This window comes from Halomonas sp. AOP25-F1-15 (assembly GCF_052378675.1).
Lineage (GTDB): Bacteria > Pseudomonadota > Gammaproteobacteria > Pseudomonadales > Halomonadaceae > Vreelandella > Vreelandella casei.
This window is the reverse complement of sequence record NZ_JBQSXV010000005.1, coordinates 119,998-134,288: the sequence shown is the minus strand read 5'-3', so window position 1 is coordinate 134,288 and position 14,291 is coordinate 119,998. Positions and strand designations below refer to the sequence as shown.

General features: G+C 52.2%; 14 protein-coding genes, 2 tRNA genes and 1 other RNA gene. 8 read left to right on the top strand and 9 right to left on the bottom strand.

What is annotated here, in order from left to right; all coding sequences use genetic code 11:
* Window positions 1-55: 55 nt before the first annotated feature.
* From folE to ACT3TF_RS11175, 3 genes are all read right to left on the bottom strand, one after another.
* Complete coding sequence (folE, locus tag ACT3TF_RS11185) at window positions 56-607, bottom strand: GTP cyclohydrolase I FolE (protein WP_096280280.1); 552 nt, start codon at window positions 605-607, stop codon at window positions 56-58.
* 282 nt (window positions 608-889) lie between these two features.
* Window positions 890-1,864, bottom strand: a complete 975-nt coding sequence (locus tag ACT3TF_RS11180; RefSeq protein ID WP_444672223.1) for a serine/threonine protein kinase — start codon at window positions 1,862-1,864, stop codon at window positions 890-892.
* Between the two features lie 35 nt (window positions 1,865-1,899).
* Window positions 1,900-2,619, bottom strand: a complete 720-nt coding sequence (locus ACT3TF_RS11175; protein ID WP_444672222.1) for a ComF family protein — start codon at window positions 2,617-2,619, stop codon at window positions 1,900-1,902.
* An 82-nt stretch (window positions 2,620-2,701) separates the two neighbouring features.
* Between ACT3TF_RS11175 and ACT3TF_RS11170 the strand changes: the two genes are divergently transcribed.
* A tRNA-Leu gene (locus tag ACT3TF_RS11170) sits at window positions 2,702-2,786 on the top strand.
* A gap of 300 nt (window positions 2,787-3,086) precedes the next feature.
* Here the strand turns inward: ACT3TF_RS11170 and ACT3TF_RS11165 are convergent.
* Window positions 3,087-3,848, bottom strand: coding sequence for an SDR family oxidoreductase (locus tag ACT3TF_RS11165; RefSeq protein ID WP_096280284.1), 762 nt, complete (start codon window positions 3,846-3,848; stop codon window positions 3,087-3,089).
* A 182-nt stretch (window positions 3,849-4,030) separates the two neighbouring features.
* Between ACT3TF_RS11165 and ACT3TF_RS11160 the strand changes: the two genes are divergently transcribed.
* From ACT3TF_RS11160 to ACT3TF_RS11145, 4 genes are all read left to right on the top strand, one after another.
* Entirely contained in the window at window positions 4,031-4,561 is a 531-nt protein-coding gene (locus tag ACT3TF_RS11160) for an FxsA family protein (protein WP_444672221.1), read from the top strand.
* A gap of 235 nt (window positions 4,562-4,796) precedes the next feature.
* Window positions 4,797-5,090, top strand: coding sequence for a co-chaperone GroES (locus tag ACT3TF_RS11155; protein WP_096280288.1), 294 nt, complete (start codon window positions 4,797-4,799; stop codon window positions 5,088-5,090).
* 57 nt (window positions 5,091-5,147) lie between these two features.
* Entirely contained in the window at window positions 5,148-6,791 is a 1,644-nt protein-coding gene (gene groL / locus ACT3TF_RS11150) for a chaperonin GroEL (protein ID WP_096280290.1), read from the top strand.
* Between the two features lie 188 nt (window positions 6,792-6,979).
* Window positions 6,980-7,714, top strand: coding sequence for an RNA methyltransferase (locus ACT3TF_RS11145; RefSeq protein WP_441684434.1), 735 nt, complete (start codon window positions 6,980-6,982; stop codon window positions 7,712-7,714).
* Window positions 7,715-7,777: 63 nt separating this feature from the next.
* Here the strand turns inward: ACT3TF_RS11145 and ACT3TF_RS11140 are convergent, their stop codons facing one another.
* Complete coding sequence (locus tag ACT3TF_RS11140; RefSeq protein WP_096280294.1) at window positions 7,778-9,124, bottom strand: Na+/H+ antiporter family protein; 1,347 nt, start codon at window positions 9,122-9,124, stop codon at window positions 7,778-7,780.
* A gap of 204 nt (window positions 9,125-9,328) precedes the next feature.
* Here ACT3TF_RS11140 and mntR point away from each other — a divergent pair, with 204 nt between their 5' ends.
* Window positions 9,329-9,805: a manganese-binding transcriptional regulator MntR gene (gene mntR / locus ACT3TF_RS11135; RefSeq protein ID WP_096280296.1), complete on the top strand. Its 477-nt coding sequence runs from the start codon at window positions 9,329-9,331 to the stop codon at window positions 9,803-9,805.
* A gap of 3 nt (window positions 9,806-9,808) precedes the next feature.
* On the opposite strand, the gene ACT3TF_RS11130 is transcribed toward mntR, so the two are convergent.
* The 4 genes from ACT3TF_RS11130 to ACT3TF_RS11115 all read right to left on the bottom strand — a co-directional run bounded on the left by ACT3TF_RS11130 (window position 9,809) and on the right by ACT3TF_RS11115 (window position 11,958).
* The gene (locus ACT3TF_RS11130; protein WP_444672220.1) at window positions 9,809-10,573 is read right to left on the bottom strand and encodes a DUF3750 domain-containing protein; all 765 of its coding nucleotides are present in this window, start codon (window positions 10,571-10,573) and stop codon (window positions 9,809-9,811) included.
* 137 nt (window positions 10,574-10,710) lie between these two features.
* Window positions 10,711-10,807: signal recognition particle sRNA small type (gene ffs / locus ACT3TF_RS11125), an RNA gene on the bottom strand.
* 51 nt (window positions 10,808-10,858) lie between these two features.
* A tRNA-Met gene (locus ACT3TF_RS11120) sits at window positions 10,859-10,935 on the bottom strand.
* 87 nt (window positions 10,936-11,022) lie between these two features.
* Window positions 11,023-11,958 (bottom strand): choline ABC transporter substrate-binding protein, encoded by a 936-nt coding sequence (locus ACT3TF_RS11115; protein WP_444672219.1) that lies wholly within the window; start codon window positions 11,956-11,958, stop codon window positions 11,023-11,025.
* A gap of 216 nt (window positions 11,959-12,174) precedes the next feature.
* On the opposite strand from ACT3TF_RS11115, the gene betI reads away from it, so the two are divergent.
* Together betI and betB are read left to right on the top strand one after the other, a co-directional pair.
* Window positions 12,175-12,795, top strand: coding sequence for a transcriptional regulator BetI (gene betI, locus ACT3TF_RS11110; RefSeq protein ID WP_444672217.1), 621 nt, complete (start codon window positions 12,175-12,177; stop codon window positions 12,793-12,795).
* Window positions 12,796-12,816: 21 nt separating this feature from the next.
* The gene (gene betB, locus ACT3TF_RS11105; RefSeq protein ID WP_444672216.1) at window positions 12,817-14,286 is read left to right on the top strand and encodes a betaine-aldehyde dehydrogenase; all 1,470 of its coding nucleotides are present in this window, start codon (window positions 12,817-12,819) and stop codon (window positions 14,284-14,286) included.
* The last annotated feature ends 5 nt before the right edge of the window (window positions 14,287-14,291 follow it).

The window sequence follows — 14,291 nt, the reverse complement described above, 5'->3', positions numbered from 1 at the left end:
ACCCCTATAAACCAAGTTTCTAGCGTGCCTTGATTATCGGCTAGCGGCACCAGATTCAATTAATCAGCATTAGGAATTCTTGCCGAGTCGCCTGGTCGCTGCGAAACCTGCCTAGCATGACGGATGAGGTCATACTGGAGTTTTGCTTCTCGACGCCACGCATCATCATGCAAAGATGGCGAGCCTCAATGACCACTGCGACGCCCTTTGCCTGCGTGACTTCTTGAACGGCATCGGCGATTTGTAGGGTGAGATTTTCTTGGATCTGCATACGTCGTGCAAACATATCAACAATGCGCGCAAATTTAGATAGCCCCAGCACCTTGCCGTTAGGTAAATAGGCGATATGGCACTTGCCAATAAAGGGCAGCAGATGGTGTTCACACATTGAATAAAGCTCAATGTCTTTTACCAGCACCATTTCGTCTGTGTGCGACTCAAACACGGCACCGTTAATAATTTCTCCCAGCGACTGATTATAGCCCGCATTCAAAAACTGCATGGCTTTCGCTGCCCGCTTTGGCGTATCCCGCAATCCTTCCCGATCGGGATCTTCTCCCAAAGCAGTGATTATCTGGCGATAGTGGTGAGCAATATCATCGGACATGTTAAGCCTCATCAAAAACGGTGCACAAATGCAAAAAGACTGACACCTACGTCAATTCTTTCTTTACGCGAATTAATATTAGACCCGTCTAAATATAAAATTTACGAGCATATTGGCCAGCAGTTAAGGTACAAAAAATAGCTACAAAGACTGCTGAACCATTATTGTCTGGAATAACCTATTTTAACGTAAGCCTCTCATTTATGGCAGCGTCGTAGCTAACAAGGCGATGCGAAGACACCGCTCAGCTCCACACATTACGCGGCCATTCCCCTCCCCGCGCTATGCCAACCAACGCGGGGTTTCTAACTGCAGGCACTGCTGCTCTAACTGGCGGATATGCTGATCCCAGTAACCGCTATCCGCCAACCACGGAAACGCCCGTGGGAAAGCGGGGTCATTCCAGCGCGATACCAGCCAAGCAGTATGACGAATCAACCGATAGCTTCTTAACGGTTCAATTAACGATATCTGCTCCGTCGGAAACGGCAGCGCTTCCTCATACCCTTCGGTAATCTCATTCAAGTGTGCTCCCCAGCCCTGCGGGTCGTCGGTGGGAAGCATCATCCAGATATCCTGAATCGCGGGCGCCATAAGGCAGTCATCAAAATCGACCAGCGTAAACTGCTCATCGCGGCCGAGCACATTGCCTAAATGACAGTCACCATGACACCGAATCATGCTGCTAGCAGGTACGCAGTGCTTTGAAAGCTGCTGATGTACTTTCGTAATGACGTTTTCATATGCTCGACGCTGATGACCACTCAATCGCTCACTTGTCAGCACACGCTGCTGAGCATCAAGGACACCGCTTGCCATCTCTAATCGCGGGCGGTGTTGAAAAGCTTGTTTAGCGGAGATTTCGTGTAAGCGCCCCAGCACCTCGCCCATTGCAAATAAGTGAGCAGGGTTATCAAGCTCCGGGGCCTGACCAGGACAGTGAGGAAATAACGCAAAGTTAAATACTTTAAACTTATGTAGCGACTGGCCCTGAGTGTTTCGCCAAGGCGCCACGACCGGCACATCGTTGTCAGCTAGCTCTTGTAAAAAATCATGCTCTTCCTGAATCACCGCCTCTGACCAGCGGTCAGGCCGATAAAACTTAATAATCCAGTTTTTGCCATCCTCATCGCGAAACATTAGCACGCGGTTTTCGTAGCTATTTAGCGCGAAAGGCTCACCCGCTGGCCAAATATCAAGCGACTCGGCTGCAGACATCACTAAATCGGGCGAAAGAGAGCTAAACGGGTGTGACATAGGTCACTCCTGGGGTCGGCAAAAAACCTATTCTATCAACCCTTGCCCAGGGGCGTCCGCGCTACTGCCCAAATATCGACGCGCTTAGCACCTGCCTCCAGCGCGGCACACGCCATTGCATGCCCAGTAGCACCGGTAGTCACCACATCGTCAATGATCACCAAATGCTCCGGTGGCGGCATCTGAAATGCAAAAGCATCGGCTAGATTGGATGCCCGCTCGCGGCGATTCAACGTGCGCTGGGAACGACTTCTCTTAACTCGCTGAGCAGTGTGCAATGGAACAGCCAATCTGTGGCTGAGCTGTTTTGCCAGCCAATATGATTGGTTAAATCCACGCTCACGGGCATTTGCAGGGTGCATCGGTACTGACACGAACGCTTGCCCAGTTAGCTGGGGCTGCGTCATTAACATCAGTTCGCAAAGCAATACCCCAGCCCTCGGTGAGGCGTTGAATTTAAAATCATGTATTAGCTCTTTAATGGCACCCTGATACAGCAACCCCGCCTGAGTCGCCAAAAAGGCCGGAGGCTCCGTTAAGCAATGCCCGCATAATCGCTGGCCGTGCTTCACCGGCTCACCGCATTGGCTGCAGGCATATAAATTCCATGGGAGCTCATCGGCACACGCATCACACCACCCTAGCCCCTGCGCCGTAGGGGCTAGGCAAAAAGCGCAATAGCCCGGCATGTTTCGCTTTATCCAATAACTCCCTCTTTGCAGGCCTTGCTTCAAAAACGATTTCTTAGAAAACATAGACCGCTCTTCACCCATTTAAACAAATATCAAACTAGGCGTTGACTTGTATCACAAAAATGATAACATACGCCTCGTCTTCGCGGATGTGGTGGAATTGGTAGACACGCTAGATTTAGGTTCTAGTGCCGTAAGGTGTGGGAGTTCGAGTCTCCCCATCCGCACCAATTACTTGTTAGTTTTCAAGAAGTTAGCTTTAAAATTTTCTCTGAATTAGTCAGCATATCAGGCACCCATGAGGTGCTTTTTTTGTGCCTGCTCGTTACACAGCTGCACTTACTTAAGCAGAACCAAGTGCACGGCTTAAGCTGAACCGAGAGCAAGGCAAAATCAGCCGCGACTACTTTTAATGCAAAACCGTTGCGCTGTTTAATTGCTAATTGATGTTGCGGGCGTATCAATGATGCTTGCAGAGCGGCCATACAGGCCGCCCAGGCAGAGCTGGTGTAAAAACTATACTCAGAAAGCTATAGCCTCAATCCGCCATCACACTCAATGATGCGCCCGCTGAAATAATCATTTTCAACAATGAAAGCGACACTTTGGGCAATATTATCGGGATCCCCCAAACGTTTTAACGGCACGCTAGAGGTAATGCGCTCCAACATATCTGGGCGCATACCAGCAGTCATTTCCGTGGCCACAAATCCAGGTGCAACGGTACCTGTACGAATGCTATAGCGCGCCAGCTCCTTACTCCAGGTTACCGTTAACGCATGCACTCCCGCCTTGGCCGCCGCATAGTTACTCTGCCCCATATTGCCCGCACGCGAAATGCTTGAGATATTGACGATTACCCCCTCATGCCCTGCCTCAATCATCTGAGTAGCCGCTTCACGCCCGCACAGAAAAACGCCGGTTAAATTAACATTAATGACGTTTTGCCAGCTTTCCAGCGACATACGCTTCTCAACGTGGCCATCTTTCGCCTTGACCAGCAGTGCGTCCTGGGTAATGCCTGCGTTATTCACGCAGCCGCTTACCGGCGCCATGCGTTTTGCAATATCGGCAAATGCCTGAATAACGGAAGCCTCTTCCGCAACGTTTACCACAAAGGCCTGCGCATCAACCCCTTCAGCAGAAAGCTGTGATACCGCCTGAGCCAATGCTTCACTACTCATATCCAGCAGCGCCACGCGCGCGCCCTGCTTGCCCAAACGCAGGGCCGTGGCATAGCCCAATCCTCGTGCGCCACCGGTTATAGCAATGACTTTATCGGTAATAACCATCACTGACTCCTTTAAGAAGATTTACGCCGCCTCATTGTGCGCCGCACAACAAGGGATTTACTAGCCCGAATCGCACGGCACTAACGCTAAAACGCACATCTTTAGCTGCTTGTTATTTGTATTTCTGGCACCATATTAGCCAGCTACGACGGTTATTAAGTCGTTTATTTCTGGAGTTAACCATGCCTATTTTGATTTTTATATCGCTGTTCACTTTACTAGATTTTATTGTGCTTTTTTCAATTGGCAGCCAAATAGGTTTGATTACTACCCTATTATTAGTGCTTGGCACAGGCTTTGCCGGGCTACATCTTATTCGTAAAGAAGGCGTCTCAACCTTCGCCCGTGCACGCCAACGCATGCAGGCAGGTGAAATCCCTTCTAGCGAGCTTCTGACTGGCGCCGCACTTATTTTTGGCGGCGCCTTACTGATGGCACCGGGCTTCTTGTCGGACGCACTTGGCCTTGCATGCCTGATTCCCAGTGCACGCCATTTAATGCTTAAAGCATTAACGTGGCTAGGCATTAAGACCATTGCAGGACAGCAGCAAGGCCCGCATACATCGTCTGCCCACTCACGCTCAACGCGCGCCGACAACGATGACGGATGGTTTGATGGGCCAGCTAAAGACTCCGCAACTTCCTCATCGGATCAAAAAGGCCCCATTGAAGGTGATTTCATTAGCCGTGATGAGTCGTCACGCCATCGATAACGCACCGTTTGGAAGAAAATCTGCACAAAAGCAATTTTTTATTGCTCTCCCCCCTTGAAAGGCCACCTGCAGCCCCCACTTTTTAGCCAGCACATAATTTCGGTGACTGCTTAATGTAGCAGCCGCCATTAACAATGAAGACCGCAAGGTCTTCACGTCTCGCGGGGACTCCCACGAGAACATTTTTTAGCTAGCTGCCCTCAATAAGGGCTTCAACCTACTTAGGAGAACGTGAATGAACATCCGTCCTTTACATGATCGTGTCATCGTCCGTCGCGTTGAAGAAGAACAGAAAACGGCTGGTGGCATCGTGCTTCCTGGTAATGCACAAGAAAAACCTACCCGTGGTGAAGTATTAGCCGTCGGCAATGGTCGCATTCTTGAAAATGGCGAAGTACGTCCGCTAGACGTTAAAGTCGGCGACAACGTGATCTTTAAAGATGGCTACGGCGTTGAGAAACAAAAAGTCGACGGCGAAGAAGTTCTGATTATGAGTGAAACCGATATCCTTGCCGTTGTTGAAGGTTAATCCTCATTTCAGCTATTTACTTTCACGTTTTTGAATTCAATTTAGGAAGTAACCACTATGTCAGCTAAACAAGTTAAATTTTCTGATGACGCACGCAAACGTATGGCGCGCGGCGTTGATGTTCTTGCCAACGCAGTAAAAGTAACGCTAGGCCCGAAAGGCCGTAACGTGGTGCTGGAAAAATCCTTCGGCTCCCCCACCGTTACTAAAGACGGTGTCTCTGTCGCTAAAGAAATCGAACTGAAAGACAAGTTCGAGAACATGGGCGCCCAGATGGTTAAAGAAGTTGCTTCACAGACTTCTGATGCGGCTGGCGACGGCACCACCACCGCTACCGTTCTCGCCCAAGCAATCATTGCTGAAGGCCTGAAAGGCGTGACTGCCGGCATGAACCCGATGGACCTTAAGCGCGGCATCGATCAAGCCGTTGCGGCCGCTGTTAAAGAAATCAAAGCAATGTCCGTACCTTGCACCGACACCAAGTCGATTGCTCAGGTCGGCACGATTTCTGCCAACGGCGACAAGCGTATTGGTGAAATCATCGCTGAAGCGATGGAAAAAGTAGGTAAAGAAGGCGTCATCACCGTTGATGAAGGCCGTGGCTTTGAAGATGAGCTAGAAGTTGTTGAAGGTATGCAGTTTGATCGCGGCTACCTGTCTCCCTACTTCGTTACCAACCAGGACACCATGACGGTTGAACTGGAAGATCCTTACATCCTATTAGTGGATAAAAAGATCTCCAATATCCGTGAGCTGCTGCCGGTTCTTGAAGCCGTTGCTAAGCAAGGCAAGCCGCTAGCTATTATCGCTGAAGATATCGAAGGCGAAGCGCTTGCAACGTTGGTGGTTAACAACATGCGCGGTATCGTTAAAGTCGCTGCTGCTAAAGCACCTGGCTTCGGCGACCGTCGTAAATCCATGCTGCAGGACATTGCTATCCTGACCAACGGCACGGTCATTTCTGAAGAAGTTGGCCTGACGCTTGAGCAAGCTACCCTGGATCACCTGGGTACGGCTAAGCGCATGACGATGTCTAAAGAAAACACCACAATCATCGACGGCGCTGGTGCAGAAAACGACATTGAAGCTCGCGTTAACCAGATCCGCGCGCAAATCGAAGATACGTCTTCTGATTACGACAAAGAGAAGCTGCAAGAGCGTGTTGCTAAACTAGCAGGCGGTGTTGCTGTTATCCGCGTTGGTGCTGCGACCGAAGTGGAAATGAAAGAGAAGAAAGCACGCGTTGAAGACGCTCTGCACTCTACTCGTGCAGCCGTTGAAGAAGGCGTGGTACCTGGTGGCGGTACAGCACTCGTTCGCGTTATGGCTAAAGTACAAGGCCTGACTGGCGAAAACGAAGACCAAAACCACGGTATCAACATGGCGCTGCGCGCTATGCAGTCACCGCTTCGTCAAATCGTGACTAACGCTGGTGAAGAAGCTGCCATCGTAATTAATCGCGTTAAAGATGAAGTAGGCAACTTCGGCTACAACGCACAGACCGGCGAATACGGCGATCTGTTCGAAATGGGCGTTCTGGACCCCGCTAAAGTAACCCGTACTGCGCTGCAGTCCGCTGGTTCTGTTGCAGGTCTGATGATCACCACTGAGTGCATGATCGCAGAAGACCCCGAAGAGAAAGAAGGCGCTCCTGATATGGGCGGCATGGGTGGAATGGGTGGTATGGGCGGCATGATGTAACGCAACCCTGAGCCCTTTGCTCAAGATGACTAGCTGTTAATGTCATCACCAACAACCCCGCCTTGTGCGGGGTTGTTGCGTTATAAAGACCTGCACGGCATTAACGCTACATCATAACTTATCGTCCATTCAGCTAAGCCAACGTGCTATTATCAGGCCGATTTTTTAAGGCTATAGGGCGATAACGCATGTTGCAGCATATCCGTATCGTGCTCGTACAGACCTTTCACCCAGGCAATATTGGGGCTGCGGCGCGGGCAATGAAAACCATGGGTTTGACTGAGCTGGTGCTGGTTAACCCACGCTCATACCCTGATGAAGAAGCCACTCGCCTTTCCGCGGGCGCTAACGATGTGCTTGATAATGCCCGCATTGTCAGCTCGCTAGACGCCGCTGTTATCGACTGTGTTCAAGTGGTGGGGGCTAGCGCGCGCCTGCGCAGCCTACCGTTGCCCCACTATGATGAACCCGACGATATGGCCTTAGACGTCATTCAGAATGCGCAAACTGCACCGGTAGCACTAGTATTTGGACGAGAGCGCTCAGGACTTACAAACGATGAGATTCGCTGCTGCACCCACCAGGTCAGCATCCCAGCCAATGCCGATTACGGCATTCTGAATTTATCTCAAGCGGTGCAAATTTTAGCGTACGAAGTGCACCGTGCATGGCGTAAAAGCGCAGATAACGATTTCGCATATCAACGGCCGCTGGAAGCGATACCCCCTAGCCGTGAACAGTTTCTACACTTCCAAGCGCATCTCGGGGAGTTAATGCAAAAAAGTGGCTTTTTAACCCAACCCCACGCCCGCACTGAAGAGCAGCTCCAAGCACTCTTTGCTCGCGCGCAGCCTAGCCGCAAAGAGCTTTCTCTGCTGCGAGGCCTACTAAGCGCTTTTGAGTCTTATTTGCCTAAGCAGTGAGGCATGATTACTCATAAAAAAGGGACAACGCCTGTTGTCCCTTTGCATATCAAAGCCACATGCTTACAGCATCATTGCCGCCAGCCAGCCAAAGCCCACTAGTGGAATATTGTAATGCAGAAACGTCGGCACAACGCTGTCCCAAATGTGATCATGCTGACGATCCACATTAAGACCGGAGGTCGGCCCCAGGGTTGAATCAGACGCAGGTGAGCCCGCATCTCCCAGCGCCGCTGCCGTACCTACCAGCACTACCGTGGCCATGGGCGAAAAGCCAAACTGCACCGCTAAGGGCACAAAAATAGCGGCAATAATGGGAATGGTTGAGAACGAAGAGCCAATCCCCAGCGTTATAAACAGCCCGACCAGCAGCATTACTAGCGCAGCTAAGCCCCGGTTATCACCCAGTACCGCAAAGGCACCCGATACCAGCGTGTCGATTTCACCCGTGGTTTTCATCACTTCGGCAAAGCCCGCCGCTGAAATCATGATAAAACCAATCAGCGCCATCATTCGCATGCCGCTGGTAAAGAGATCATCAGCTTCCCGCCACTTGAATATTCCCCCAAGCGAGAGCAAACCAATACCTACCAAGCCACCTAAAATCATTGAGCCGCTATATAGCTGCAGCCCCAGCGCAGCGACGATGGCAACGCCCGACATTATAAGCCCCAGCATGTGAGGCTCGGCGGGCGTATGCCCTTCCATCACGTTAGCGTTAGCAATGTCTTGAGCCTGATAGTCACGCGGGCGCCGATAGCTCCAAAATAGCGCGACGATTAGCCCTAACGCCATACCGCCTACCGGGATCGCCATGGCCATAGGCACCATGCCACGGGTAATCTCTAAGCCTAACGGCCCGCCGGCGCTATTTAAGTTAGCGAGCAATATATCGTTGAGGAAGATCGCCCCAAAACCGACTGGCAGCAGCATGTACGGCGCAGTTAATCCAAACGTGAGTGCACAGGCCACCGCGCGCCGATCTAGCCTCAAGCGATTCATCACGATTAAGAGCGGCGGAATAAGCACGGGTATAAAAGCGATATGCACAGGAATAGCGTTTTGTGACGAGATGGCAACCAGCAAAACCGCCGTTAGCAGCAGCACTTTAACGCGCGCTTGATGTGCTGGCGTGGTTTGTTTGCCCAGTAACGTAATCAGACGATTCGCCAGCATGTCCGGCAAACCAGAGCGGGAAATCGCCACTGCAAACGCGCCCAGAGTGGCATAGGCCAATGCAACTTGGGCACCGCCACCCACGCCTGCATTAAATGCATCCATGGTTTGCTCAAGGCTCAACCCACCCACCAAGCCGCCCACTAAAGCACCCAGCACCAGCGCGAAAACCACCGAGACACGCGCCAGCGATAGCGCCACCATCACCAGCACCGCCAGAATTACTGCATTCATGAAGATCCCTAAAGCTATTGAAAGGCTATTAACAGCGAAGGTGGCGGATTTTAGCAGAATAAAACAACAAACCTAAGCGGAGCGCTCAGCAAAATCACTGATTCTTAGCGGATCTCTTTTGTGTATTATCAACTGGCAAGCTTTGTGCGTAAAAATACGCGACTATCCAATGATTGTTACACCAGCCTCCGATATAATCTTCCAATGACTGAATCTAATCCAAATGCCTCATTGCCCGCCGCCAGCATTCCTGGCGATGCGCTGCCCCCCGTGGAGCAGCACGCCCTGCAATACGCAACGGTGCGCAACGCTCACGAAACCGAATTGATTGAAGACTATGTTGAGCTGATAGGTGATTTGCTGATGCACCGTGGCGAAGCCCGTGCAGCGGATATAGCCAATCGTATGGCGGTTAGCCAGGCGACTGTATCGAAAATGATTCGGCGTTTAAATGAGCTGGAGCTAGTGACTAGCAAGCCCTACCGATCGCTGTTCCTCACCGAGGCTGGCCAAAAAATGGCCGAGACGTCGCGTGCTCGCCACGACATCGTGCTGCACTTCCTGCGTGCACTGGGTGTTAAAGATGCCACCGCCCGCATTGATGCTGAAGGCATGGAGCATCACGTAAGCGATGAAACACTCACGATCATGCAACGCTTTACCGACCACCAGCAAAATTAAAAGCTAATCACCACTGCCTGATACTCGGGCGGGCATTCCCAGCCTCCCGATACCCGGCAGCTTTAACGCAGGCCGCATAACATCAAAACCAACGCTGAGCCCTAAAAAATTAATCTCAAGACCCTCTTCCAGCGCGAACATAATGCCGATCATGCCGCCTAGTGAAAACTGGTAGCCAGTGCCGCTGGGTGCAGACGCAAACACGCCGTTAAAAATATAATCCTTACCGATAGCCGTCACAGGCAGCGTCACTTCAAACCCTGGTACTTCACGTATTACCCAAGCAATAAAGCTATTACTATTAGGCCCGGGCCACACGCGGTAAAGGTCGGCTTGAGGATAATCCGTGGCGGCGGCCTCTATTTTCGGAATCATCTGGCCAGCCGTTTCCCCGCGATAATCGGCCAACAGCGTAGGCGCATTTCCAAACCAAGTCCGGTCAGGCGTATCAATAGAGGACACCACCGTGGGCTGGCGCCAGCTCAATACCTGATGTAGCCGATAACTGTCAGCATTTTCCGCTTTGGTTGCGATCCAAATATGCTCGCCAAACGCCCCTCGCCAGTTGTATGCCCGGGCCGAATAGACCTGCACAACAGCCTCAGAATACGCTGCAGGGTCAGGCGCAATACCCGTCGAGGTGCGATCTAACGATGACCAATGAACATCCGTGACCACCTGATTCGTCACCAATAACCATACAGGTCCCACTAACAGCAGCGCCAAAAGCGCCACGAGGCTGAGCAGCCATCGCAGTAGCGTTTTCATCGTAATACCCGTAAGGCTAATATTAAATGTAAGTACCGCACTAGCTTACAAGACGCAAGCGTATTGCTTGACGAGTCTGTGCGTCAGCAGTATTTAAAGGAGGGAAATAAAATAATGCAGGCTAGAAATGGTGGTAGCCCCAGAAGCCACATCCCGGCACACGCAGCCACCACTACCGTTGCTCCCTTCCGGGCCTGGCGGGGTTCGCAGTTTAGCGTTGCGGGAGGACCTAAGGGGCCACCATAACGGCACACTCTGTATGAAATAAGTGTGCTAATGCTGATGTGGTGGCTACGCCCTGATTTGAACAGGGGACCCCATCATTATGAGTGATGTGCTCTAACCAGCTGAGCTACGTAGCCTTTTCCTCATCAACGGGTGCAGATTATGCCTATCTTAAATGCGAAAGGCAAGCCGGATTCCGACTCACCTTCCCCACCTAAATTAGCTTATTGAATGGCAGCGCGCACGGCCTCTGCGCCAGGCTCGCCATTACGCGTTGTCACGCCGTTTAACCACTCATCCAGGATACTGTCATTGGCTTTTAAGTAGTCACGCGCGGCGTCACGGGGCGCGACACCATCATCCATAATCGCGCTCATCAGCTGGTTCTCCATTTCCAGCGTAAAGGTCATATTGCGTAATAACACCCCCACATTTGGGCACTCATCCACAAACCCCGCGCGTGTATTTGTATGCACCGTCGCGCCCCCTAGCTCCGGGCCAAAATAATCATCGGCGCCTGAGAGATAGGCCATCTCAAAGTTAGAGTTCATGGGGTGTGGCTCCCAACCTAAAAACACCATCCACTGCTCATTCGGGACGCGCGCGCGCAACTCCGCCAACATCCCTGCCTCGCTGGAGTTAACCACCTGCCAGTCGCCTAACTCATAGGCGTTATCATCAATCATTTGCTCGATTAGCTCGTTGCCATCGTTACCTGCTTCAATGCCGTGCACGCTGCGGTCAAACTGATCGGCATGCGCCGCCAGGTCATTGACCGATGTCACTCCCGCATCATAAACGTATTGAGGCACGGCCAGGGTGTACTTTGCCCCTTCCAGGTTAGCGACCAAACGCTCGACCTCACCTCGCTCAATATAAGGGTCGCTAATAGATGCCATTGAAGGCATCCAGTTGCCCAGAAATACATCAAAATCATTGTTGCGCATCCCCGCGTAGGCAATGGGCACAGAGACCGTATCTATGCTTGATGCATAGCCGAGCCCTTCAAGCACTTCACTGGCCAGCGCGGTGGTCGCGGTAATGTCTGTCCAGCCGACTTCAGCAAAGCGTACGCTGCTGCAGTCGTCGGCATAAGCCACCGCTGGTAATCCGGCGGCCAGCAGTAAAGCACCGGCGTAACACGTCGAAATTTTACTCATGTTCGTTGTCCCCTTGAAACGTCTGATGCGAGCGCACTGAGAGCTCAGCTCACATTCAGAAAAAAGTACGTCGCCTGTATAGACCGATCTTTTATTGATTGAACGTTCAATAAAAAAATGCCATCATGGTTAGGTAATCATGCTTAACAGTGGGTTTCAAGTTTCACTCACGCTAAGTATTCAACGTATACAGGTGAGCGTTCGCAGGAGATCAACGTGCCAAAGGTTGGAATGGAACCGATACGCCGTCAGCAGTTAATCCACGCAACGATGGCTGCCATTGATGAAGTTGGTCTAGCCGAAGCCACCGTGATGCGCATTTCTCGTCATGCGGGCGTATCTGCGGGCATCATCAGCCATTACTTTGGCGGCAAAGATGGCCTGCTGGAAGCAACCATGCGGCAAATCCTCACCGATCTTACCGAGGCCGTTGCCGCGCGCCGCCATGCGTTAACAGACGACTCTCCGCGCGCCCACATTAACGCTATTATTGAGGGCAACTTTGACCGCACCCAAGTCACCGGCCCCGCTGCCAAGACATGGTTAGCCTTTTGGGCGAGCAGCATGCACAAGCCCATGCTACAGCGCTTGCAAAATGTCAATGACCGGCGCCTTTACACCCATTTATGCCATCAGTTTAGACGCGTAATGCCACGCCATGATGCCCGCAGCGCCGCCCGCGGTTTGGCGGCGATGATTGACGGCCTATGGCTGCGCGGAGCGTTAACGCCCGCAGGGCTTGATGCAGATGAAGCCCGGCTTATCGCGCAGGCCTACCTTGATCAACTGCTTGATCATCATGGCTGTGCAACGTCTGCATCCGATACATATCGCTAGTTTTTATTCGAGGAGACCTACATGGCCGCTCAAGACATACAGCCTCTCTATATTGATGGTCGCCAGGTAAGCGCCACGTCAGGTGAAACCTTTACCGTCACCAATCCTTTTAATGGCAGCCTGATCGCTACGATCGGCCAAGCCAGCCAGTCAGATGTTGACACCGCGGTTGAAGCCGCTCAGCGCGGCCAGCGTGAGTGGGCCGCCATGACCGGCATGCAGCGTTCGCGCGTATTATTGCGCGCCGTGGCATTGTTACGAGAACGTAATGACGAGCTTGCCGAATTGGAAACCCGCAATACCGGCAAGCCGATCAGCGAAACGGCGAGCGTTGATATCGTGACCGGCGCCGATGCGCTTGAGTACTACGCTGGCCTGGCGCCTGCTATTGAAGGCAATCAGATCCCCCTACGTGGCAGCTCTTTTGTGTACACCCGCCGCGAGCCGCTGGGCGTGATTGGAGCCATTGGGGCGTGGAACTATCCCATCCAAATAGCTTGCTGGAAAGCAGCGCCGGCGCTGGCCGCAGGCAATGCGGTGGTATTTAAGCCTAGCGAAGTCACCCCACTCACGGTCATGAAGCTGGCCGAGATATTTACACAAGCAGGCCTGCCTAACGGCGTCTTTAACGTGGTGCAAGGCGATGGCCGCGTGGGCGCCATGCTCACCCAGCACCCTGGCATCGCCAAAGTCTCGTTTACTGGCGAAGCGGGCACCGGCAAGAAAGTCATGGCTGCCGCCGCAAGCTCGACGCTAAAAGACGTCACTATGGAGCTTGGCGGCAAGTCGCCGCTGCTGGTATTCGCCGACGCCGACCTGGACCGTGCCGCTGACGCCGCCATGATGGCCAACTTCTATTCAAGTGGCCAAATCTGCACTAACGGCACACGGGTGTTTGTGGAGCGCAGCGTCAAAGATGCCTTTGAAGCCAAGCTGGTCGAGCGCGTTAAGCGCATTAAGGCGGGTGACCCTATGGACCCTAGCGTCAACTTTGGCCCGCTGGTCAGTTTCGAGCATCAAGAGAAAGTGCTTTCCTATATCGCTCTGGGCAAAGAGCAAGGTGCTCGCCTGCTCGTAGGCGGTGACGACTGGAGCACTGGCAGTTTTGCAGATGGCGCCTGGGCTGCACCCACCGTGTTCACCGACTGCACCGACGATATGCGTATCGTGCGTGAAGAGATCTTCGGCCCGGTAATGTCAGTGTTGGTTTTCGATGACGAAAATGAAGTTATTCGCCGCGCCAATGACACCACATATGGACTTGCCGCCGGTGTCTTTAGCGAAAGCCTAAATCGTGCCCACCGCGTGATTCACCAACTGGAAGCCGGTATTTGCTGGATTAACACTTGGGGTGAGTCACCCTCCGAGATGCCGGTAGGCGGCTATAAAGAGTCGGGTATTGGTCGCGAGAACGGTATCGAGACGCTTAATCACTATACCCAAACTAAGTCCGTACAGATTGAAATGGGCCTGTTTGAGTCAGTGTTTTAAGGAGT

Bases quoted from the DNA above. Each gene is read 5' to 3' on its own strand.
- ACT3TF_RS11140 (WP_096280294.1), bottom strand. From the start codon at position 9,124: ATGAATGCAGTAATTCTGGCGGTGCTGGTGATGGTGGCGCTATCGCTG.
- betB (WP_444672216.1), top strand. From the start codon at position 12,817: ATGGCCGCTCAAGACATACAGCCTCTCTATATTGATGGTCGCCAGGTA.
- folE (WP_096280280.1), bottom strand. From the start codon at position 607: ATGTCCGATGATATTGCTCACCACTATCGCCAGATAATCACTGCTTTG.
- ACT3TF_RS11145 (WP_441684434.1), top strand. From the start codon at position 6,980: ATGTTGCAGCATATCCGTATCGTGCTCGTACAGACCTTTCACCCAGGC.
- ACT3TF_RS11175 (WP_444672222.1), bottom strand. From the start codon at position 2,619: ATGTTTTCTAAGAAATCGTTTTTGAAGCAAGGCCTGCAAAGAGGGAGT.
- groL (WP_096280290.1), top strand. From the start codon at position 5,148: ATGTCAGCTAAACAAGTTAAATTTTCTGATGACGCACGCAAACGTATG.
- ACT3TF_RS11165 (WP_096280284.1), bottom strand. From the start codon at position 3,848: ATGGTTATTACCGATAAAGTCATTGCTATAACCGGTGGCGCACGAGGA.
- ACT3TF_RS11155 (WP_096280288.1), top strand. From the start codon at position 4,797: ATGAACATCCGTCCTTTACATGATCGTGTCATCGTCCGTCGCGTTGAA.
- ACT3TF_RS11115 (WP_444672219.1), bottom strand. From the start codon at position 11,958: ATGAGTAAAATTTCGACGTGTTACGCCGGTGCTTTACTGCTGGCCGCC.
- ACT3TF_RS11160 (WP_444672221.1), top strand. From the start codon at position 4,031: ATGCCTATTTTGATTTTTATATCGCTGTTCACTTTACTAGATTTTATT.
- ACT3TF_RS11180 (WP_444672223.1), bottom strand. From the start codon at position 1,864: ATGTCACACCCGTTTAGCTCTCTTTCGCCCGATTTAGTGATGTCTGCA.
- ACT3TF_RS11130 (WP_444672220.1), bottom strand. From the start codon at position 10,573: ATGAAAACGCTACTGCGATGGCTGCTCAGCCTCGTGGCGCTTTTGGCG.
- mntR (WP_096280296.1), top strand. From the start codon at position 9,329: ATGACTGAATCTAATCCAAATGCCTCATTGCCCGCCGCCAGCATTCCT.